Origin of the sequence: Anaeromyxobacter sp. Red801 (genome assembly GCF_049201065.2) — a bacterium.
GTDB lineage: Bacteria > Myxococcota > Myxococcia > Myxococcales > Anaeromyxobacteraceae > Anaeromyxobacter.
The window spans coordinates 492,686-513,636 of sequence record NZ_CM181236.1 but is presented as its reverse complement, the minus strand read 5'-3'; the positions used below and the strand labels follow the sequence as shown (position 1 = coordinate 513,636).

Sequence of the window (20,951 nt, the reverse complement as noted above, 5' to 3'; positions counted from 1 at the left end):
GGCGGGCGCCGGTCAGGCGGGGCGGGCCGGCGCGGCCAGCTGGACCACCGCCGGCTCGAGCTCGGGGTGGTCGGCGCAGTCGAGGCCGCAGGCGCGGCAGGTGTCCACCGCGCACTTGGGCGTGAGCTTCGAGGCGACCCCGCGCCGGAGCTCGCGGGCCAGGAACCGCTTCTCGAGGCCTTGGTCGATGAAGTCCCAGGGCAAGGCCTCCTCGACGCCGGCCTCGCGCAGCACGAAGAAGTCCGGGTCGTGCGGCCAGTGCGCCAGCGCCTTGCGCAGGTCGCCGCCGGTCTCGCGGTGCGCCAGCTCGAGCAGGTCCGCCACCCGGCGGTCGCCGCGCGAGAGCAGCGTCTGGAGGTACGCCTCGCGCGGGCTGAAGAAGTCCACGTCGATGCCGAGCGGCCGCAGCGTCTTCTCCAGCAGCTTGCGCTTCGCCTCCAGGCACTTGCGGTCGTGCATGGGCAGCCACTGGAACGGCGTCCACGGCTTCGGCACGAACGGGTTCACCGACAGCGAGATGCGCCCCATGCGCCCGCGCTTGCGGGCCCACGGCAGCATCACCTCCTCGCGGATGCGCACCGCGATCCGCGCCATGCCGAGCACGTCGTCGGTCTCGCCGGGCAGCCCGCACATGAAGTACATCTTCACGTGCTGCATCCCCTGCGAGAGCGCGTTCTCCGCCGCCTGGACGATCTGGTCGTCGGTGAAGTCCTTGTTGATCACCCGGCGCATCTTCTCGGTGCCGGCCTCGGGGGCGATGGTGATCGACCGCTCGCCGCCCTCCGCCATGCGCCGCGCCAGCGGCGAGGTGATCGCGTCCACCCGCAGCGAAGACGGGCTGAACGTGCCGCCCTCCTCGCCGATGAAGCAGGTGAGCGCGTCGAGGCCGGTGTAGTCGCTCGTGTCCGGGCCGATGAGCCCGATGCGCTGGCCGCGCGCGATCCCCTCGCGCACCTCGGCGCGGAGCCGCTCCAGGTCCACCTCGCGGTAGGGGCGCTGCACGAACCCCGCGGCGCAGAACCGGCACCCCCACAGGCACCCGCGCGCCACCTCGGTGAGGAACAGGTCGCCGAACTGCGCGTCGGGGCTGTCCACCACCCGCGAGGTGGGCACCTGCCGCAGGTCGGGGACGTAGCAGCGCCGCACGCGCTCCGGCGCGCCCTCGCGCGGCGCGAAGCGGGTGACCCACGCGCCGCTAGGATCCCGCGTGTCGGAGTACTCGACGTCGTACAGCCCGGGCACGTAGCCGCCGGGCAGCCGGGCCACGCGCCGGAGCAGCTCGGCGCGGGCGGGCCGCTCCTCGCGGGCGGCGCGGGCGAGCGCCAGGAACGGCCCGACCAGCTCCTCGCCCTCGCCCACCAGGAACGCGTCGAAGAACGGCGCCAGCGGCTCGGGGTTGATCTGCACGGCGATGCCGCCGCCCAGCACCAGCGGGTGGCGCTCGTCGCGGTCGGCGCTGCGGAGCGGCAGGCCGGCGCGGTCCAGGAGCTCGAGGACGTGCGCGTCGTCGTCCTCGAAGGAGAGCGAGAACGCCACCACGTCGAAGTCGCGCAGCGGCCGGCCGGACTCGACGGTGCGCGGCTCGCCCCCGTCCTCCGGCAGGAACGCCCGCTCGCAGGCGACCCCCGCGTCGGCGTTGAACAGGCGGTACACCGCGTGGAACCCGAGGTTCGCCATCCCCAGCCGGTAGGCGTTCGGGTACACGAGGGCCACGCCCAGGCGTCCGCCGGGCTCCTTGCGGATGGTCCCTCGCTCCCTCGTCGGCTGCGCGCGTTCCAAGGCCGGTCCTGTCTAAGCAGACCATGGGGGCGGTGCCACGTTCAAAGCGTGAGCGGCGCCCACGGCCGGCGGGGTCGTACTAGAATCCCGCGACCGCGCTCCCCGGGGCTCCCTCCACATGACCATCTCCCGCTCGTTCCTCCTCGCCGCGCTCGCGGCCCTCGGCCTCGCCGGCCTGCCCGCCTGCAAGACCGCCGCGCCCGCAGCGGGCGCGCCCGCCGCCGGCGCCGGCGCGGCGCCCGAGGCGGCCGCCGCCGATCCGCTCGCCGGCACCGACCTCGACGACCTCACCCCGGAGCAGCGCGCCATCGTGCACGACTGGGCCTCTCGGGCGTTCTGCTACTGCGGGTGCCCGCACACGGTCACGAGCTGCCTGCGCACCCACCAGCCCTGCAAGCACGCCGCGCGCATGGTCCGGTTCGCGGCCCGCCTGGTGGCCGCCGGCGCGAGCCCGTCGGCCCTGCCGGGCCTGGTGGACGACTACTACGCCTCCTTCGACCGCCGCGTCGCGCTCGCGACCGACGGCTTCGGCCCGCCGCTCGGCGACCCCGCGGCGCCGGTCACCCTGGTCGAGTTCTCCGACTTCACCTGCCCGTTCTGCCGCGGCCTCCGCCCGGCGCTGGAGCGCTTCGTCGAGGAGCACGCCGGCCGCGTGAAGCTCGTGTTCAAGCCGTTCCCGATCGAGGCGCACCCCGGCGCGCTGGAGGCGGCGCAGGCCGGCGAGTGGGCGCGCGACCAGGACATCTTCTGGCCGGTGCACGACGCGCTGTTCGAGGCGGAGGCGCCGCTCGACGTGGACGGGATCGCGGCGGCCGCGCGCGCCGCGGGCGGCGACGCGGGCGACCTGCGCGACGCGCTCGCCAGCCGGAAGTACCTGGACAAGGTCCGCGTCTCGCAGGCCGAGGCCCGCGCCGCCGGGCTGCGCGGCACGCCCACGCTCTTCCTGAACGGCCGCTACCTGGCCCTGCCCGACTTCTCGCCGGCCATGCTGCTGCACGCGCTGGAGGACGAGGAGGAGTGGCAGAAGCACCAGGGCTGGGAGAAGGACTGAGCCTGCTCGTCGACATCGACGCCCACGGGCGCCTGGTCCCCCAGACCGACGAGGTCCGGCGCGCGCTCGCCGACCGCGCCGGGCGCTTCGTGCTCCTGCCCTCCGCGCCCGACCTGCTGGTGGCCCGCCGCACCCCGGCCACCGGCGCCGCGGCCGCCCGCCCGCGCTGCCTGCTGGCCGGCGACCTCGACGGCTTCCCGGTGGGCGACCTGCTGGCGTTCCTGCACCAGTCGCGGCTCACCGGGATCCTCACCGTGTCGTCGGGCGGGGCGGAGCGCTCGGTGGCGTTCCAGGACGGGGAGGTGCGCGGCGCCCGCTCCAGCGCGGCGGGCGAGCGGCTGGGCGAGATCGCGGTGCGGCTCGGGCTGGTGGGCGAGGCGCAGGCGCGCGAGGCGCTGCGCTCGGGGCGGCCGGTGGGCAAGGCGCTGCTCGACGCGGGCGCGCTCTCCGCGGCCGACCTGTGGAACTGCCTGCACGAGCAGGCCACGGTGGTGTTCCAGGCGATCCTGCTCGCCCGCCGCGGCACGTTCGTGCTCATGGACGAGGAGCTGCCGGAGCGCGCCGCGGCCGCGCTCACCGTGAGCACGCAGGCGCTGCTCCTGGACGGCGCCCGGCGCATGGACGAGCTGGCGCTGTTCCGCGCGCGCATCCCCGGTCCCCAGGCCCGCGTGCGGCGGCGCCGCCCGCGCCGCGCCGCCGCGCTGCAGCCGCCGGAGCGCGCCCTGCTCGAGCTGCTGGACGGGAGCCGCACCGTCGCCGAGCTGGCGATGGCCGCACACCTCGACGAGTTCGAGGCGACGAAGCTGCTCTACCACCTCGCCGAGGCGGGCCACGTCGCGGTGGAGGCGGACGCCGCGGCCGAGCCGGCCCCGGAGGCGGCGCGCCTGGCGGAGCTCGCGGAGGCCATGAACACGCTCCTGCGCGAGGTGACGGCGGCCGTGCCCGAGGCGGGCCGGCCGGCGCTGCGCGCCGCGGTGCGCGGGTTCCTCGCCGACGGCGCGGGGCCCTGGGCGGCGGTCTGGGCGCACGTGGGCCACGGCGACGACGGCGCGCTCGACCCGGCCGCGCTGGCCGCGAACGTGGGCGCGCTGGCCCCGGCCGCCGCCGCCCGGCTCCACCCCTCCGGCGACCGCGCGCGGGTGCTGTTCGAGGCGCTCCGCGAGCTGCTCTTCTTCCACCTCTTCGCCGCCGGCGACCGCCTGGAGCGCGCGGCGGAGCGCGCCCTCGGGGCGTCGCTCCGGCGCGGCCTCGGGCGCGTCGAGGCGCTGCTCCCCTCCGCATGACCGACCTCCCCTTCGTCACCGCCGACCTGCCCGGCTCGGGCGGCGCGCTGCGCCGCGCGCCCGAGGACTTCCGGGTGGACGAGGTTCCCGCCTACCTGCCGTCCGGCGCGGGCCCGCACCTGTACCTCCACGTGGAGAAGCGCGGGCGCACCACCCGCGACGCCGTGCGCGAGCTGGCGCGGGCGCTGGGCGTGCCCGAGCGCGACGCCGGCTGCGCCGGGCTGAAGGACAAGGACGCGGTCACCACCCAGTGGCTCTCGTTCCCGGTGGCGCGCGATCCCGACCCGGCCGCGCTCGCCGCGCCGGGCCTGCGCGTCCTGGAGGTCTCGCGCCACCAGAACAAGCTCCGCACCGGCCACGTCCGCGCGAACCGCTTCACGCTGGCGGTGCGCGGCGGCGACCTGGCCCGGGCGCGGGACTGCGCCGGCGCGCTCGCGGCGCGCGGGCTCCCCAACTTCTTCGGGCCGCAGCGCTTCGGCGCCGCCGGCCGGAACGCGGCGGTGGGGCGCGCGCTCGTCACCGGCGAGCGGAGCCCGGAGGCCGGCCGCGCCGCGCGGGATCGCTTCCTGCGCCGGCTCTCGCTCTCCGCCTACCAGTCGCTCCTGTTCAACCGCTGGCTCGCGGCGCGGATGGCGGACGGGCTGTTCGCGGCGGCGCTCGCCGGCGACGTGATGAAGAAGCTCGACACCGGCGGGCTGTTCACCTGCGAGGACCCCGCCGCCGACGGGCCGCGGGTGGAGCGGTTCGAGATCTCGCCGGCCGGCCCGATGTTCGGGCACGCGCTGCGCCTGGCCGGCGGCGAGGCCGGGGCGCGGGAGGCGCGGCTGCTCGAGGCCGAGGGGATCGCGCTCGCCGACTTCGCGCGCGGCGGCGGCGAGGCCGAGGGCACCCGCCGCGCGGCGCGGCTGCGGGTGGAGGTCGCGCTGGAGCCGCTGGAGGACGGGTACCGCGCCGCGTTCGAGCTGCCCCGCGGCGCGTACGCCACCGTGGTGATGCGCGAGCTGACGAAGGCCGAGGCGGAGCTGCCCGAGGAGGATTGAGTCAGGCGAGCCGCGCCGCCGCGTGCTCCGCGAGCAGCGCCAGCACCGCCACGTCCTGCTGGTCGAACAGCTCGCCGCCCCGCTTGTTCATCACCTCGATCGCGCCCAGCACGCGGCCGCCGCGGGCGATGGGCGTGCACAGCAGCGAGCGGGCCTCGTAGCCGGCCGCGCGCGCCACCGCGTCGTCGAAGCGCGGATCCTGGCGCACGTCCGAGACCGCCAGCGCCACGTTCTCCTGCACGCAGAACCCCACCACCCCGGCGCCGAGAGGCACGCGCACGCCGCGCCGGAGGATCGCCTCGGCGGCCGGGCCGCGCGCCACCGCGAAGGAGAGCTCGCGCTCGCCGGGCCGCAGCAGGAACACCGACCCGGCCTCGCAGCCGGTCTGCTCCAGCGCCAGGTCGAGCAGCGCGCCCAGCCCGCCGCCCGCCTCGGCGCCCTTGCCCGGCAGCGCCGCCGCCCGCCGCGCCAGGTCGGCGAGCTGGGCCGCGCCGGCGGCGGAGCGCGGCGCCGGCTCGCGGCCGATGGGCGCGGGCGGCCGCCGGGGCGGCAGCGGCTGGGCCTGCGGCGTCCCCCCGCGCCGCGGCGCGCCCGGGAGCGGCAGCTTCTCGGTGACCTCGTCGCGGGCCGGCCGGCGCGGCCGCGCCGGCGCGGGCGGCGAGCCCGGCGGCGGGGTGCGCGCCGGGCGGACGGCCGCCTCGGGCAGCTCCTGGATGCGGAAGGCGCGGCCGGTCTCGGGATCCGTCACGTGGATGACGCCGCCCGGGCGGACGTCGCAGAGGACGTTCGCCGCGTGGCGGCCGCCGATCCGCGCCACGCCGGCGCGGAGCGCGCCGAGCCAGCTGTCGGCCTCGAGCAGCACCACCACGTCCGCCGCCTGGGCGGGCGGGGTGGCCGGCACGAAGATCTCGAACTGCGCCATGCGTCCCTCGCGCTCCTTCATCCGCCCGGGAGGATCCGGACCTCGGTGCGCCGGTTCTGCGCCCGGCCGCGCGCGGTCTTGTTGGAGGCGACGGGGTGCTCGGCCCCGAACCCCCTCGCCTCCACCCGCTCCGCCTCGATCCCGCGCCCGGCGAGCGCCGCCCGGACCGCCTCGGCCCGCGCCTGGCTCAGCCGCTTGCTCGCGGCCGGGTCGCCGGCGCCGTCGGTGTGGACCTCGACCGCGACGCGCATGCGCGGGCGGTCGCGGAGCGCCTGCGCCAGCTCGTCGAGCAGGACCGCGCTCGACGGCAGCAGGTCGTCGCGGGCGCCGAACCGCACCGGCTCGCGGAGCGCGATCCGGTCGCGCCCCACCTCGAGCAGCCGGTACGCCCGCGGGCAGCCGTCGGCGGCGACCCCGGCCTGCTCGGGGCAGCGGTCGTCCGGATCGGCCACCCCGTCCCCGTCCGCGTCCATCACGGGGCAGCCGCGGTTCTCGAGCGGCCCCACCTCGTGCGGGCACGCGTCCACGCGGTCCACGATGCCGTCGCCGTCGTCGTCCGGGTCGGGGCAGCCGTCCTCCTCCTGGAACCCGTCCGCGTCCTCGGGGTCGAGCGGGCAGCGATCGATCTCGTCGGGGACGCCGTCGCCGTCGGAGTCCTTCGCCGGCGGGCACCCCAGCGTCTCGGCCGGCCCCGCCTCCGCCGGGCACGCGTCCTCGGCGTCGCCGACCCCGTCGCCGTCCGCGTCCGGGCAGCCCTGGAGCGTCGCGGGGCCGGGCGCGTCGGGGCAGCGGTCGTCCAGGTCCGGGACGCCGTCGCGGTCCCCGTCGGTCTTCTCGATGATCACCTGGGCGGCGGGCTCGCCCTTGCGGATGGTGACCTGCGGGGCGGCACAGGTCCGGGCCAGCTCCCGCGCGCGGCGGGCGCTGCGCCCGGCGGACTCCACCCGGGCGCGGGCCGCGCCCTCCTCGCCCCGGCCCAGCCGCCGCTCGGCCTCCTCCAGGCTCGCCTCCGCGTCGGACAGCTCGTCCGCGGCGCAGCGCTCCGCCCCGGCCGAGCGGGCCTCCACCAGCTCGGCCCGGACGGCGCGCACGTCGGCGCGGAGCTGGCCGCCCGCGGCGCACGCGGTCGCCAGGAGCGCCGGCAGGAGCGCGCGAGGAAGGGAGAGGCGGAGGGTCATGACGCGAGGCGACGCTAACCGCCGGGGGATCGGAGAGTCAAGGAAGCGCCCGTACCGACGGTCGTGGCACATCCGCGCGCCCTCCCGCCCGCGCGGCGCCGGGGCGGGCAGGCACCGGCGTCGGCGCCGGGCCTACCTTGTCCGCCGGGAGGCAGGGCAATGGGGATCATCGCCTGGATCGTCTTCGGGTTCGTCATCGGGCTCATCGCGCGCGCGGTGGTGCCCGGCAAGCAGGGCCTCGGGTTCGTCATGACCACCTTGCTCGGGATCGCCGGCTCGATCATCGGCGGGCTGGTCGCGTCGGCGTTCGCGGGCTCGCCCGGCACGTCGTTCCAGACCGCCGGGTTCATCGGCAGCCTGGTGGGCGCGATCGTGCTGCTCGTGATCGCCGGGATGGTGACGACGCCGCGGCGGCGGACCGTCTAGCGCAGGCCCGCGGCCCTACTCGCAGATCAGCTCGGCCGCGGCCGGCGGGTCGCAGTACGTCGAGGCGGTCACCGACGCGGCGCTCACGCCGGTGATGGCCTCGTAGTCGATCCCGGGCGCCGGCACGACGCCGGCCCAGCCGTTCCACTGCGCGCTCACCACGGCGGAGTCGGCCACCAGGCCGCGCGCCGGCGACGGCGCGTACTCGCCGAACAGGTTGCGGCCGGCGCCGCACGCGTCGGCGCCGCCGTCGAGGTGCCACGCCGTCACGCTGCCCGAGACCAGCACCTGGTCGCCGGCGTTGCCGTGGACGGCGTTCCCGGAGAACCCGACCGCCTGCGCGCCGGCGGGCGGGTTGCCGGCGAGGTACAGGCCGCCCACGGCGCGCTTGGTGGTGAACGCGCCGCGCGGGCTGGCCGCGTTCCGGCAGATGCGCGTCCCGCCGATCCAGACGCGCGCGGTGTTCGCCTCGAGCACCACGCCGGTCGCCCCGTTGTCGCGGACCGTGCAGGCCTCCAGCGTGAGGCGCCCGTCCGCACCGCCGGCGGCGACCAGCCCGGCCCCGCCGTTCGCGGCCAGCGTCACCCGCAGCAGCGTGACGTCGCCGCGCGCGAGGCGCAGCCCCTCCTGCGCGTTGGCCTGGAGCACCGAGTCCTCGGCGGTGACGGGGGCGCCCACCGCCACCTCGCGCGCCACCGCGACGCCCGGGCCCGCCGCGCCCGAGACCGTCACGCGCTCCAGCGCCACCGGGCAGGCGCCCTCGAGGCGGAGCCCGGCCGCGAGCGCGCCGCCCTCGCGCGACGCCGCCACCGCCACGTCCGACACGCGGGCGAGGTCGCCGGCGGCGCAGGCGGTCCGGATCGCGACCGCCGCGTCCGGCGCCGCGTCGTCGCGCACGGTCACGCCGGCGAGCGTCGAGCCCGCGCCGAGCGTCACGCCCGCCGCCACCACGCCGTCGCCGAGCGCCAGGATCCGGCCGGCCGGCGCGGCCGGCGCGTCGTCGCCCCGCAGCGTCACGCCGGGCGGGATCACCAGGTCGGCGGCGACCGGGTAGACCGCCGGGACCGCGCCCGCCGCGACCACCGCGGTCCCGCCGCCCTCGGCGGCCCGGGCCAGCGCGTCGGAGAGCGCGCGGTAGCGGCACTGCGCCGGCTCGCGCGCGCCGGTCGGCGCCGGCTCGCCCTGCGGCGCGCCCGCCACCGGGTCCACCCAGAGCTCGCCGCCGGCGGCGTCGGGGCAGTAGCACTCCGGGTCGGCGTCCGGCGTCCGCTGCCCGCAGCGCACGCCCGGGGCGCAGTCCGCCACCCGCGTCCAGGTGCCGCCGCACACCGCGTCGCCGGTGCCGTCGCACCGCACCACGTCGCCGCCGGCGGAGCAGGTCACCTGGCCGGGCGTGCACGGCCCGCCGTCGCACGCGGCGGCGCGCCGGCTGCAGCGCAGGTCGTTGCCGCAGGCCTGGCCGGAGGGGCACTGCGCGGTGGCGCCCGGGACCTCGCAGGCGGCGCCCTCCACGTCCACCTGGCAGGCCGCGAGCGCGAGCGCGGCGGCGGCGACGGCGAGGCGGCGCATCAGAAGGTCCCCTCCACGAAGAACAGCGTCACGCCCGCGGCGCCGGCGGCCCCGGCGATGCCGTAGAGCACGTTCGCGGTGCGCGCCTTCGAGCGCGCGTCGCGCGCCAGGGAGGCGGCGTCGTCGTGCGGCGTGCCGTCCACGAGCGCGTCGCGCTTGCGCTCCGCGGCCTGGCCGTAGAGGACGCCGGCGGCGAGCGCCGCCACGGCGGCGCCGGCGGCCACCCAGGTGTAGACGCGGTGCCGCGACGGCCGGGCCTGCGGCGCGGGCGTGAGCGGCACCGGCGCGGCGGGCGCGGGGGCGGACAGGTCCGGGCGGGCGGGCTCGGGCGGCGGCAGCGCGGCGGCGGCGCCCTGCGACGCCGGGCCGGTCGCGGCGGCGGGCGGCGCCGAGGCGGGCGCGGCGCCGGGCCGGAGCACCACCTCCACCACCCGCGACGCCGACGCGCCGACCTCCACCGCCTGCTCCACCGGCGCGTAGCCCTCGAGCGCGAGCGCGAGCGCGTACGGGCCGGGCGGCAGCGTCAGGTGGAACGGCGTGGTGCCGCGGGGCCGGCCGTCGATCCGGACCTCGGCGCCGGGCGGATCGGTGTAGACGAGCAGCGCCTGCACGCCGGCCGCGGCGAGGCGCGCCTCGATGCGCCCGATGGTGGCGCGGACCGCGGCCCGGTCGCGCGCGTCGGGCACCTCGCGCAGGTAGTCGGTGTAGCTGCGCAGCGCGCCGGGCCACTCCTCGAGCTGCTCGCGGCAGCGGGCCACGTTGAAGTGGATGGCGCCGTGGGGCTTCAGCCGGTACGCCGCCTCGAACTCGGCGATGGCGGCGCGCCACTGCCGCTGCTGGTACAGCGCCGACCCCTTGCGGAAGTGCGCGCTCGCCTCGGCCACGTCGTCCGCCCGCGCGGCGGCGGGGATGGAGGCGGCCGAGGCGGTGAGCAGGGCGAGGAGCGGGAGCAGGCGCCAGGGTCGGATCATCGGAAGGGATCGGGCTTGAGCCCGCCGTCGTCGGAGTAGGGGTCCTCCGCGGGCGCGGGGCGCGGGCGCGGCGCGGCCGGTCGGCGGGCGGCGGCGGGCACCGGGCGAGCGGGCCCCGCGGGCGCCTCGGCGGCGGCGGGGGCGACGGCCGGCACGGCGGCGATCGAGGGCGGCGGCGCGGCGTCCGGCGGGGGCACGGGTCGAGCGTCCTGCACGGAGGGTGGATCTACACGCAAGCCGGGGGTGACCGCCAGCGGTGCGGCGGGTCGCGGCGCCCGCGCGCGCGCCCACCACCACCCCGCCACCCCCACGGCGGCGGCGAGCCCGATCACCGCGGCCGCCTGCGCGGCGCGGTGACGGCGAGCGACCGCGGGCGCCGGCGTCCCGGCCCGCACGGTGGGCGCGCCGCCCGCGCGCGCGGCGGTGGACGGGTGCGCGGGCACCGGCAGGACGCCGGGCAGGTCGTAGCGCGCGGTGGGCGCGGCGGAGGACGGCCGGGCGTAGTCGCCGGCCAGCGTGGACAGCCGGATGCGCGTCACCTCGGCCGCGAAGTCGAGCATGCTCGCGAAGCGCCCCTCCGGCTGCTTCGCGAGCGCGCGCAGCACGAGCGCGTCCACCTCCGGCGGGATCCCGGCCCGGCGGCGCGACGGCGGCTCCGGCGCCTGCGTCTGGTGCGCGACCAGCGTGGCGATGGCGGTCTCGCCGACGATCGGGAGCGCGCCGGTGAGCATCTCGTAGGCGAGCACGCCGAGCGCGTAGACGTCGGAGCGGTGATCCACCGGGCCGCCCACCGCCTGCTCGGGCGCCATGTACTCCGGCGTGCCGACGATGGCGCCGGCGCGGGTGATCCGGTCGGTGCGGCCGAGCTGCTCCACGTGCGAGATGCCGAAGTCGAGCACCTTGGCGCGCTCGACGCCGTCCGGCCCGCGCACCACGAACACGTTCTCGGGCTTCACGTCGCGGTGGACCACGCCGCGCGCGTGCGCCGCGGCGAGCGCCCGGCAGACGTGGTCGAGCAGGCCGAGCGCCCGTCCCACCGGGAGCGGGCCCTCCTCGCGCAGCACGGCGCCGAGGCTCCGCCCCTCCAGCGCCTCCATCACGTAGTAGAGCGTGCCGTCGGCCTCCTCGCCGAAGTCGAGCACGTCCACCACGTTCTCCTGGCCGATGCGGCTCGCGGCGAGCGCCTCGTTGCGGAAGCGCTCGCGGAGCTCCGCGTCGCCGGCCCGCTCGGCCCGCAGCACCTTCACCGCGAAGCGCCGGCCCAGCACCGAGTGCTCGCACAGGTAGACGGCGCCCATGCCGCCCTCGCCGAGCTGGCTCAGCACGCGATATCGCTGCCCGAAGACACGACCCACGAGCGCGTCGGCCGCGGGGCCGGCAGGGTCACCCCCCCGCGGGATCGATTCTGGCGGGCGCGAGGCGGACATGCGCGGGTCACGGCTAGGGTATCATGGAAGGCCTGCTGCTCCGAGGGGACGCACCTTGGCCGATCTCGTGATCCTGAATGGCTCCCGCGCCGGGGCCGTGTTCGCCCTGCCGGAGATCCCGACGGTGCTGGGCCGGTCGCCCGAGGCGCACCTGCAGATCGAGGATCCGTGGATCTCGAGCATGCACGCCATGTTCGAGCGGCGGGCCGACGGCGTCTGGGTGATCGACCTGGAGAGCCGCAACGGGACCTTCCTGGGCGACGACCGGATCGCCGAGGCGCGCATCGAGCCGGGCATGGTGCTGCGCTTCGGGCGCACCGAGGTGCGCGTCGCCGAGGGCGAGCGGGCGGCGGAGCCGATCGAGGAGTCCCCCCGGAGCGGCCCCGCGTCGAGTCGCCCACCGAGCCGCGCCCGCGCGCCGAGCCGCGCGCCACCCTTCGCGGCGACGCGGAGCCGGCGCTCTCGGCGCTCCGCAGCGGCGGCGCCGACCCGAACGCGCTCACCGCGCGCCCGCTCACCGTGCTGCGCCTGTCCATCCAGGCCACCGGCCGCGGGCGCCCCGCCGACGCGCTCGCGGTCCGCGCCGCGCTCGACGCCGCCGCGCGCGCCGCCACGAACGAGGGCGCCGTCACGGCCCGACTGGCCGCCTCGGGCGTGCTGGCGGTGTTCGGCATGCCGGCGCCGGGCCCGAAGGATCCCCTGCACGCGCTCCGCGCCGCCCGCACCGCCCGCGCCGCGGTGCGCGCGTTCGGCGTGGCGCTCGACGTGCGCGCCGCGGTGGACCGGGGCCCGCTGCTGACCGGGACGCTGCCGGTGCACGACGGCACCGAGCTCGTCGCGCTCGGCGAGGCGGCCGACCGCGTCGAGCGGGTGCTGGCGCTGGCCGGGCCGGGCGAGACGCTGGGCGGGCCGGGCGTGGCGGGCACCGAGGGGCTGGGCCCGGGCATGGTGCTGCGCCTCGGCCGCGAGGAGATCCTGGTCTTCCGCGACGACGGGCGCTGAGCGCCGCCCGGCCCCGCAGGCGGGGAGCCGGCTGCCGTTCTTGCACCACGTGCCGAATCGGCAGTAGAAGGGCGGCAGGAGGCCCCATGGGCGCGAGCGACGCGGCCGAGCCGTTCGGCGCGGGAAGATCCTGTCTGGTGGTCTCGGCGGGCGGCGCCCCGGACGTCGCGGCGGCGCTCTCGCGGGCGGGCTTCGCCCCCGCGGTGGTCGAGGGCGAGCACGACGCGCTCGCCGCGCTGGAGGGCGGCGGGTTCGCGGCGGTCTACGTCGAGCAGGCGCTGGGGAGCGCCGCGGTCTCCACCCTGGCGGCCGCGGCCGGGCAGCGGCTGGGCGGCGCGCCGGTGACGGTGCTCGGGCGCAGCGGCACGGTCCAGGAGGCGGTGGACGCCATGCAGCTCGGCGCCGACGACTACCTGCCGCCGCCGTTCCCCGCCGGCGAGCTGCTCCGGCGGCTGGCGCGCGCGCTGGAGCGCCCCGGGGCGGCGCGCGCGGCGGCGCCGGGCCGGCTGCTCGGCCTCGACGGCTCCTCGCCGGCGGTGCGCCGGCTCCACGCCGCCATCGAGAAGATCTCGCGCTACAAGAGCAACGTCCTGCTGCTCGGCGAGAGCGGCACCGGCAAGGAGATCGTCGCCCACGCGCTGCACGACCGCGGGCCGCGCCGGCAGCACCTGTTCGTCCCGGTGAACTGCGCCACGCTCGGCCGCGACATCCTCGAGAACGAGCTGTTCGGGCACGAGCGCGGCGCGTTCACCGGCGCGAACGAGCGCAAGCGCGGGCTGTTCGAGCTCGCCGACGGCGGGACGTTCTTCCTCGACGAGATCGCCGAGATGGACCTCTCCACGCAGGCGAAGCTGCTGCGCGTGCTGGAGCGGAACGAGTTCCGGCGCGTGGGCGGCACCGGCAAGGTGAAGGTGGACCTCTCCATCGTCGCCGCCACCAACCGCGACCTCGAGCAGGCCATCGCCGCCGGGCGCTTCCGCCACGACCTGTACTACCGGCTCAAGGTGGTGACGCTCGTGGTCCCGCCGCTGCGCGAGCGGCGCGAGGACATCCCGGCGCTCGTCCACGCGTTCATCGCCGACTTCAACCGGCGGAGCGGCGGGCAGATCGCCGGGATCGCGCCGGCGGCCATCCAGCGCCTCGTGGAGCAGGACTGGCCGGGCAACGTGCGCGAGCTGCGCAACGCGGTCGAGGGCGCCTGCGTGCTCGCCACCGGCGAGGTGGTGAAGCTCGAGGACCTGGAGCTGGCCGGCCGCCCCGCCGGCGAGGTCGCCGCGCCCCGGCGCCGCGCCCCCGGGCCGCGGAGGGCCGCGGGCGCTCCGGCGGCCGCCGCGACGCCCGGCGCCGCGATGGCGCTCGCGCCGGGAGCGACCGGCGGCGCCGTCGTCGAGGTGTCGCTCGACGGCACGCTCGCCGAGGCGGAGCGCCGGATCGTGCTCGCGGCGCTCCGCCGCCACGGCACGCGCGCCCGGACGGCGCGCGCGCTCGGCATCGGGCTGCGCACGCTCTACACCAGGCTCGCGGCCTGGGGCGTGGACCCCGAGGATGCCGGATCGGCATGATCCGGCCGGCGCCGGCCGAGGCCCGCCCGGGCGCCAAGCGCCCGGATTCCCGGCGTTCCGGATGAAATGACGCGGTGGCGCGGTTCCTGCTCTCGGGTGGGACGACGCGATGCAGACCGCCCCGCCGCCACCGTCCGTCCTCCTCCTCGCCCACCCCACCCCGGCGAGCGAGGACCTGTTCGCCGACCTCGCCCGCCGCGAGGACCTGTGCCTGCTGCGCGTCGCCACCGCGGCGGCCGCGAACCGCACCATCGACGAGATGCCGGTGGCGCTGGTGGTGACCTGCCCCGAGGTCCCGGTCGCGGCGGTGGAGTCGGTGCTGTCGCACCTGGAGCGCGCCCGCCCGGGCACGCCGGTGCTGGCGGTGCGCCCGCGGCAGCCGCCCGAGCCGGCCGGCTGGGGCGAGCGCGGCGTGGCGGTGCTCCGCCTGCCGCTGCTCGCCGGCGTGCTGTCGCGGTCGATCGACGTGGTCCTCGGCATGAAGCGCCTGGGCTGAAAGGAACCGGAACGGAATGCAGCTCACCGAACGCGACGCGGCCCGCCTCCTCGGCGTCCCCGAGGCCACCCTGCAGCGGTGGCTGAGGAGCGGCGAGCTCGCCGCCTCCCGGGTCAACGAGCAGTACCGCCTCAACAAGATCGACCTGCTCGAGTTCGCCTCCTCGCGCGGGCTGGAGATCTCGCCCGACCTGCTCGCGGAGCTGGAGCAGCCGGCGCTGCCCAGCCTGGCGGAGGCGATCCGCGCCGGCGGCGTGCACCAGGGCCTGGCGGGCGCCGACAAGGCGGCCACGCTGCGCGACCTGGTGGACCGGCTCGCGCTGCCGCGCGAGGCCGACCGCGACCTGGTGCACCGGATGCTCCTCGCCCGCGAGGCGCTCGGCTCCACCGGCGTGGGGAACGGCATCGCCATCCCGCACGCGCGGAACCCCATCGTCCTGCACGTGGCCACGCCGGCGGTGGCCATCAGCTACCTCGACCGCCCGGTGGACTTCGAGGCGCTGGACGGGAAGCCGGTGCACACGCTGGTGCTGCTGGTGAGCCCCTCCACCCGCGCGCACCTGCACCTGCTCGCGCTGGTCGCCACGGCGCTCCGCGACCCGGGCGTGCTCTCGGCGCTCGACGCGCGCGCCGGGGTGGACGCGCTCGTCCCCGAGATCGAGCGCGTCGAGGCCGCCATCGCCGAGAAGCGCGCGGCGGCGAGGAAGCCATGACGCTCTACGTCGCCGCCCTCGCGGTGCTGGTCGCCGGCGGGCTCGCCGCGCTGGCCGCGTCGGCGCGCCCGCGCCTCGCGCTCGCGGTGGGGAGCGCCGGCGCCGCGCTGGGCTGCGCGCTCGGCCTCGCCGCCTCGCTCGCCGCCCTGCGCGCCCCGCCCGCCGCGCTCGACCTGCCGTGGCCGGTGCCCTCCGGCGCGCTCGCGCTCGGCCTCGACCCGCTCTCGGCCGCGTTCGCGACCGCGGTGTTCGCGCTGGGCCTCGCCGCCTCGGTGTTCGGCGCCGGCTACCTGCGCCCCCAGGCCGATCGCCGCTCCATGGGCCCGTTCGCGCTGTTCTTCGCGCTCACCCTGGCGAGCATGGCGCTCGTGGTCGCGGCCCGGCAGGCGGTGCTGTTCCTGGTGGCGTGGGAGGGCATGACCGCCGCGTCGTTCCTGCTCGTCGCCCACGAGCACGAGGACGCCTCGGTGCGCCGCGCGGCGCGCACCTACCTCGTCGCCTCGCACCTCGGCGCCGCGTTCCTGTTCGCGCTCTTCCTCGTGCTCGGGCGCGAGGCCGGGTCGCTCCGCTTCGAGGCCTTCGCCGCGCTCCGGGCCGGCGGCGCGCCGGCGGCGCTCCTGTTCCTGTTCGCGCTGGTGGGCTTCGGCACCAAGGCCGGCCTGGTGCCGCTGCACGTGTGGCTGCCCGAGGCGCACCCGGCCGCGCCGAGCCACGTCTCCGCGCTCATGTCCGGCGTGCTCGTGAAGATGGGCGTGTACGGGATCCTGCGGGTGCTCACGTTCCTGCCGCCCGCGCCGGCCTGGGCCGGGCTGCTGCTCGCCGGGGTGGGCCTGGTGGGCGCGCTCGCGGCGCTGGGGCTCGCGCTCGGCCAGCGCGACCTGAAGCGCGTGCTCGCCTACTCCACCGTCGAGAACGTCGGGATCGTCGCGCTCGCCGCGGGCCTGGGGCTCGTCGGCGCCGCGTACCACGTGCCGCTGGTGGCGGCGCTCGGCGTCACCGCCGCGCTGCTCCACGTCTGGAACCACGCGCTCATGAAGGGGCTCGCGTTCCTGGGCGCCGGCGCGCTGGTGCACGGGGCGGGCACGCGCGACCTGGAGCGGATGGGCGGGCTGCTCCGGCGGCTGCCCGTCACCGGCGGCCTGCTGGTGCTCGCCGCGGTGGCGCTGTGCGGCCTGCCGCCGCTGAACGGATTCGTCTCGGAGTGGCTCGTGTACCTGGGCCTGCTGCAGGGCGGGCGCGGCGCGCCGGGCGGGCTGGCGCTGGCGGCGTGGCTCGCGCTCGCCGCGCTCGCGCTGGTGGGCGCGCTCGCGGCGGTGGTCTTCACCCGGCTGCTCGGCACCGCGCTCCTCGGCGAGCCGCGCAGCGACCAGGCGGCGCACGCCCACGAGGCCGGGCCGCTCATGCTCGCGCCGCTCGCGGTGCTCGGGGCCGGGAACGTGGCGCTGGCGCTGTTCCCGGCGCAGGCCGCCGCGCTGCTCGCGCCCGCCGCGGCGCAGGTGCTCGGCACCAGCGAGGGCGAGGTGCTCGCCGCGCTCGCGCCCGCCACCGGCGCGCTCGCCGGCCCGCTGCGCGCGGGCGTCCTGGTGCTGGTGGCGCTCGGGGTCGGCCTCGCGGTGGCGGCGCGGCGGCTGCGGGCGGGGCGCCCGGTGGCCGAGTCCTCGACCTGGGGCTGCGGCTTCTCCGCCGCGAGCCCGCGCGTCCAGTACACCGCCGCCTCCTACGCGCAGCTCGCGCTGGCGGCGGCGGTGCCGCGCCCGCTCCGGCCGCGCGCGCGCCTGCGGCCGCCCGAGGGCGCGTTCCCGGCGGGCGCCTCGCTCGCGCTCGAGGGCGACGACCCGGCGCGCACCCGCGTCTTCGAGCCGGCGTTCCGGCGGGTGGGCGGCTGGTTCAGCCGGCTGCGCGGCTTCCAGCAGGCCCGCCTCAACCTCCAGCTCCTCTACACCGTCGCGGCGCTGCTCGGGCTCTCGGCGCTGCTCCTCCTCCGGTACGGTCCGTGACCTCCGCCCTCGCCCTCGGCGCCGTCGCCCTCACCGCCGCGAGCGGCCTCGCCGCCGCGACGCCGGGGCTCCGCCCCGCGCGCGCCCAGGCGCTCGCGACCGCCGTGCTCTGCGCCGGCGCGGCGCTGGGCCTCGCGGCGGCGGCGGCGGCGCTGGCGGGGGGCGCGGCGGCGGCGGGCGGCGCGCTGCGGGTGGACGCGCTCTCGGGCCTGTTCCTCGTGCCGATCCTGGGGATCGGCGCGGCGGGCTCGGTGTACGGGCTGCGCTACTTCCCGCAGGCGGAGCGCGGGGCGCGCGCCGTGCGGCTCCAGATCTTCTACGGCCTCGCGGTCGCCGGGATGGCGCTGCTCGTGTGCGCCGCCGACGCCATCGGCTTCCTGGTCGGCTGGGAGGTGATGGCGCTCGCCAACTTCTTCATGGTGCAGACCGAGGACGAGGATCTCTCGGTCCGCCGCGGCGCGTTCCTGTACCTCGCCGCCACGCACGCCGGCACCCTGGCGCTGTTCGCGCTGTTCGCGCTCCTGCGCCGCGAGGCGGGCAGCTTCGAGCTCGCGGCGATGGAGGGGCTCCGGCTCTCCGGCCCGGCCGCCGCGGGGGTGCTCGCGCTCGCGGTGGCCGGCTTCGGCATGAAGGCCGGGCTCGTCCCGCTCCACTTCTGGCTGCCGCCGGCGCACGCGGCCGCGCCCAGCCACGTGTCCGCGCTCATGTCCGGGGTGGTGGTGAAGACCGGCATCTACGGGCTGATGCGGGTGACCGGGCTGGTGGACGCGCCGCCCGAGTCCTGGGGCGTGGCGCTCCTCGCGCTGGGTGGCGTGTCGGCGGTGCTCGGCGTCGCGTTCGCGCTCGCGCAGCACGACCTGAAGCGGCTGCTCGCCTACCACACCGTGGAGAACGTGGGGATCATCGCGCTCGGGCTCGGCCTCGCGGTGCTCGGGCGCGCCCGCGGGATCCCGGCGCTGGTGGTCCTCGGGCTGGGCGGCGCCGGCCTGCACGTCGTCAACCACGCGCTGTTCAAGTCGCTCCTGTTCCTGGGCGCCGGCGCGGTGCACCACGCCACCGGCACCCGCGAGCTCGACCACCTGGGCGGCCTCGCCCGCGCCATGCCGCGGACCGCGCTGCTGTTCGTGGTGGGCGCCGCGGCCATCAGCGGGCTCCCGCCGCTGAACGGCTTCGCCTCCGAGTGGCTCGTCTACCTCGGGTTCCTCGACGGCCTGCGCCAGCCCGGGGGCGACCTGCTCGCCTACGTGACGCTGGGCGCGCCGGCGCTGGCGCTGGTGGGCGGCCTCGCCGCGGCCTGCTTCGCGAAGGTGGTCGGGGTGGTGTTCCTGGGCAGCCCGCGCAGCCAGCACGCGCACGGCGCGCACGAGCCGCCCGCGGCCATGCTCGCGCCCATGGCGCTCCTCGCCGCCGCCTGCGCCGCCATCGGCCTGTTCCCGGCCGCGACCACCGCGCCGCTCGCCCGCGCCGCCGCCGCCTGGGCCCGGGTGGACCCGGCCCTGCTCGCCGCCCCGGCCGCGCGCGCGGCCGCCGGCGCCGCGCGGGTGAGCGCGGTGGCCGCGGTGCTGCTCGTGGCCGCGCTGGCCGTGGCCGCGTGGCGGCGCCGCCGCCTCGCCGGCCGGACCGCGCCCGCCCAGCCGACCTGGGGCTGCGGCTTCGCCGCGCCGACCGCGCGCATGCAGTACACCGGCTCGTCGCTCGCCGCGCTGCTGCTGGCGCGCTTCACCTGGGCCATCTTCCCGCGGCGCACCGAGCCGCGGCTGGAGGGGCCCTTCCCCGCGGCGGCGCCGTTCGCCACCGCGGTCCCGGACACCGTCCTCGACCTCGCCCTCCTCCCGGCGGCGCGCGCGTACGGCTGGCTCGCCGAGCGCGCGCGCCTCCTCTACCTCCGCCGGATCCACTTCCAGATGCTGCTCGTGCTCCTGACGCTCCTCGCCGTCCTCGCCTGGGGGTTCGCGTGGTGAACGCGCCCATGGTCCTGCGCACCGCCCTGCACGTGGTCGCGCTGCTCGTCCTCCCGCCGCTGCTGCTCGGCGTGATCAACCGCGTGAAGTCGATCTTCGGCGGCCGCCGCGGCCCGCCGCTGCTCCAGCCGTACCTCGACCTCGCCAAGCTGCTGCGCAAGGGCGCGGTCTACAGCCGGACCACCACCTGGGTGTTCCGCGCCGGCCCGGTGATCGGCCTCGCGGCCACCGCCTCCGCCGGCCTGCTCCTCTCCATGGGCGGCGCCCCGGCGCCCATCGCGTTCGCCGGCGACTTCGTCCTGTTCGCCTACCTGCTCGGCCTGGGCCGGTTCTTCACCGCGCTGGCCGCGCTCGACACCGGCTCGTCGTTCGAGGGCATGGGCGCCGCGCGCGAGGTGACGTTCGCGAGCCTGGCCGAGCCGGCGCTGTTCCTCTGCCTGCTGGTGCTGGCGCGCGCCACCGGCTCGCTCTCGCTCTCCGGCATGCTCGGCCCGGACCTCGACGCCGCCTGGTCGTCGGCCGCGCCGGGCCTGCTGCTCGCCGCCATCGGCCTGTTCGTGGTGGCGCTGGCCGAGTGCTCGCGCATCCCGGTGGACGACCCCAACACGCACCTCGAGCTCACCATGATCCACGAGGTGATGGTGCTCGACCACGGCGGGCCCGACCTGGCGCTCATCCTCTACGGCGCGGCCATGAAGCTGTTCCTGTTCGGCGCCCTGCTCTCCCGCCTGGTGCTCGGCCACGGCGCCGGCGCGCTCGCCTCGGAGGCGCTGTTCCTCCTGGGCGTGCTCGCGTTCGCGGTGGCGGTGGGCGTGGTCGAGTCGGTGATGGCCCGGCTCCGCATCGTGCGCGTGCCGCAGCTCCTGGTGGGCGCCTCGGTGCTGTCCGCCTTCGCGCTGGTCCTCCTGCTCCGGTGACCCCGTGACCTCCCTCACCGACCTCGTCTTCATCCTCGTCGTCGTCATCGACTTCTTCCTGCTCGCCTCGAGCCGGCTCGGCGCCGCCATCCGCGCGGTCGCCACGCAGGGCGCGCTGCTCGCCGCCCTGCCGCTGCTGCTGCTGGAGGGCGGCCACCAGGTCGGGCACGTGCTGCTGCTCGCGGCCGGGGCGCTCGCCATCAAGGGCGCGCTCATCCCCTGGCTCATGTTCCGCGCCATCCGCGAGGCCTCCATCCGCCGCGAGATGGAGCCCATCGTCGGCTTCGTCCCGTCGATGGTGCTGGGCGGCATCGGGGTGGCGCTCGCGTTCGCGTTCTCGAGCCGCCTGCCGCTCCCGGGCGGCGAGGCGCACCCGTACCTCGTGCCCACCGCCCTCTCCACGGTGTGGTCCGGGATGCTGCTGGTGGTCTCGCGCCGGAAGGCCGTCAACCAGGTGCTGGGCTTCCTGGTGCTGGAGAACGGCGTCTACGTCTTCGGCCTGCTGCTCACCGGGATCATGCCGGTGATGGTGGAGGCGGGCGTGCTGCTCGACCTCTTCGCGGCCGTGTTCGTCATGGGCATCGTCATGTTCCACATCAACCGCGAGTTCGCCTCGCTCGACACCGAGAAGCTCTCGGCGCTGAAGGACTGACCGCGC

Annotated in this window: 18 protein-coding genes and 1 pseudogene; 13 read left to right on the top strand and 6 right to left on the bottom strand. The window is 77.8% G+C overall.

What is annotated here, in order from left to right:
• Positions 1–12 precede the first annotated feature (12 nt).
• On the bottom strand, positions 13–1,779 hold the full coding sequence (locus ACOQFB_RS02250; protein ID WP_421610758.1) for a radical SAM protein: 1,767 nt from the start codon (positions 1,777–1,779) through the stop codon (positions 13–15).
• Between the two features lie 118 nt (positions 1,780–1,897).
• Here ACOQFB_RS02250 and ACOQFB_RS02245 point away from each other — a divergent pair, with 118 nt between their 5' ends.
• Genes ACOQFB_RS02245 through truD form a run of 3 tightly spaced genes read left to right on the top strand, consistent with a single transcriptional unit; the run spans position 1,898 to position 5,153 of the window.
• Positions 1,898–2,830: a DsbA family protein gene (locus ACOQFB_RS02245; RefSeq protein WP_421610757.1), complete on the top strand. Its 933-nt coding sequence runs from the start codon at positions 1,898–1,900 to the stop codon at positions 2,828–2,830.
• Positions 2,797–4,113 (top strand): DUF4388 domain-containing protein, encoded by a 1,317-nt coding sequence (locus tag ACOQFB_RS02240; protein WP_421610756.1) that lies wholly within the window; start codon positions 2,797–2,799, stop codon positions 4,111–4,113. The genes ACOQFB_RS02245 and ACOQFB_RS02240 overlap by 34 nt, the downstream gene beginning before the upstream one ends.
• Positions 4,110–5,153, top strand: a complete 1,044-nt coding sequence (gene truD, locus ACOQFB_RS02235; protein WP_421610755.1) for a tRNA pseudouridine(13) synthase TruD — start codon at positions 4,110–4,112, stop codon at positions 5,151–5,153. Before ACOQFB_RS02240 ends, truD begins: the two co-directional genes overlap by 4 nt.
• A gap of 1 nt (position 5,154) precedes the next feature.
• Here truD and ACOQFB_RS02230 read toward each other — a convergent pair whose 3' ends face one another.
• Positions 5,155–6,096: a GAF domain-containing protein gene (locus tag ACOQFB_RS02230; protein ID WP_421610754.1), complete on the bottom strand. Its 942-nt coding sequence runs from the start codon at positions 6,094–6,096 to the stop codon at positions 5,155–5,157.
• Positions 6,093–7,253: an OmpA family protein gene (locus ACOQFB_RS02225; RefSeq protein ID WP_421610753.1), complete on the bottom strand. Its 1,161-nt coding sequence runs from the start codon at positions 7,251–7,253 to the stop codon at positions 6,093–6,095. Before ACOQFB_RS02225 ends, ACOQFB_RS02230 begins: the two co-directional genes overlap by 4 nt.
• A gap of 159 nt (positions 7,254–7,412) precedes the next feature.
• On the opposite strand from ACOQFB_RS02225, the gene ACOQFB_RS02220 reads away from it, so the two are divergent.
• The gene (locus ACOQFB_RS02220; RefSeq protein WP_059439557.1) at positions 7,413–7,679 is read left to right on the top strand and encodes a GlsB/YeaQ/YmgE family stress response membrane protein; all 267 of its coding nucleotides are present in this window, start codon (positions 7,413–7,415) and stop codon (positions 7,677–7,679) included.
• Between the two features lie 15 nt (positions 7,680–7,694).
• Here ACOQFB_RS02220 and ACOQFB_RS02215 read toward each other — a convergent pair whose 3' ends face one another.
• Genes ACOQFB_RS02215 through ACOQFB_RS02205 form a run of 3 tightly spaced genes read right to left on the bottom strand, consistent with a single transcriptional unit; the run spans position 7,695 to position 11,544 of the window.
• Positions 7,695–9,248, bottom strand: coding sequence for a hypothetical protein (locus ACOQFB_RS02215; RefSeq protein ID WP_421610752.1), 1,554 nt, complete (start codon positions 9,246–9,248; stop codon positions 7,695–7,697).
• Complete coding sequence (locus ACOQFB_RS02210) at positions 9,248–10,219, bottom strand: PEGA domain-containing protein (protein WP_421610751.1); 972 nt, start codon at positions 10,217–10,219, stop codon at positions 9,248–9,250. The genes ACOQFB_RS02215 and ACOQFB_RS02210 overlap by 1 nt, the downstream gene beginning before the upstream one ends.
• A complete protein-coding gene (locus ACOQFB_RS02205; protein WP_421610750.1) occupies positions 10,216–11,544 on the bottom strand; it encodes a serine/threonine-protein kinase in 1,329 nt (442 codons plus the stop codon). Before ACOQFB_RS02205 ends, ACOQFB_RS02210 begins: the two co-directional genes overlap by 4 nt.
• Here ACOQFB_RS02205 and ACOQFB_RS02200 point away from each other — a divergent pair.
• From ACOQFB_RS02200 to ACOQFB_RS02160, 9 genes and pseudogenes are all read left to right on the top strand, one after another.
• Positions 11,516–11,920, top strand: a pseudogene (locus ACOQFB_RS02200) (FHA domain-containing protein); the annotation flags it as partial. The gene ACOQFB_RS02205 and the pseudogene ACOQFB_RS02200 overlap by 29 nt on opposite strands.
• 245 nt (positions 11,921–12,165) lie before the next feature.
• Positions 12,166–12,648, top strand: coding sequence for a hypothetical protein (locus ACOQFB_RS02195; RefSeq protein WP_494492605.1), 483 nt, complete (start codon positions 12,166–12,168; stop codon positions 12,646–12,648).
• An 86-nt stretch (positions 12,649–12,734) separates the two neighbouring features.
• Positions 12,735–14,210 carry a sigma-54-dependent transcriptional regulator gene (locus tag ACOQFB_RS02190; RefSeq protein WP_059439447.1) on the top strand — a complete coding sequence of 492 codons (1,476 nt, stop codon included), beginning with the start codon at positions 12,735–12,737 and terminating at the stop codon, positions 14,208–14,210.
• 109 nt (positions 14,211–14,319) lie between these two features.
• Complete coding sequence (locus tag ACOQFB_RS02185) at positions 14,320–14,706, top strand: hypothetical protein (RefSeq protein WP_011422700.1); 387 nt, start codon at positions 14,320–14,322, stop codon at positions 14,704–14,706.
• A 16-nt stretch (positions 14,707–14,722) separates the two neighbouring features.
• Positions 14,723–15,418, top strand: a complete 696-nt coding sequence (locus ACOQFB_RS02180) for a PTS sugar transporter subunit IIA (RefSeq protein WP_059439448.1) — start codon at positions 14,723–14,725, stop codon at positions 15,416–15,418.
• On the top strand, positions 15,415–17,415 hold the full coding sequence (locus tag ACOQFB_RS02175; protein WP_421610749.1) for a proton-conducting transporter transmembrane domain-containing protein: 2,001 nt from the start codon (positions 15,415–15,417) through the stop codon (positions 17,413–17,415). Before ACOQFB_RS02180 ends, ACOQFB_RS02175 begins: the two co-directional genes overlap by 4 nt.
• The gene (locus ACOQFB_RS02170; protein WP_421610748.1) at positions 17,412–19,376 is read left to right on the top strand and encodes a proton-conducting transporter transmembrane domain-containing protein; all 1,965 of its coding nucleotides are present in this window, start codon (positions 17,412–17,414) and stop codon (positions 19,374–19,376) included. The genes ACOQFB_RS02175 and ACOQFB_RS02170 overlap by 4 nt, the downstream gene beginning before the upstream one ends.
• An 8-nt stretch (positions 19,377–19,384) precedes the next feature.
• Complete coding sequence (locus ACOQFB_RS02165) at positions 19,385–20,293, top strand: respiratory chain complex I subunit 1 family protein (RefSeq protein WP_059438094.1); 909 nt, start codon at positions 19,385–19,387, stop codon at positions 20,291–20,293.
• Positions 20,294–20,297: 4 nt separating this feature from the next.
• Complete coding sequence (locus tag ACOQFB_RS02160) at positions 20,298–20,945, top strand: hydrogenase (protein WP_059438081.1); 648 nt, start codon at positions 20,298–20,300, stop codon at positions 20,943–20,945.
• Positions 20,946–20,951 lie beyond the last annotated feature (6 nt).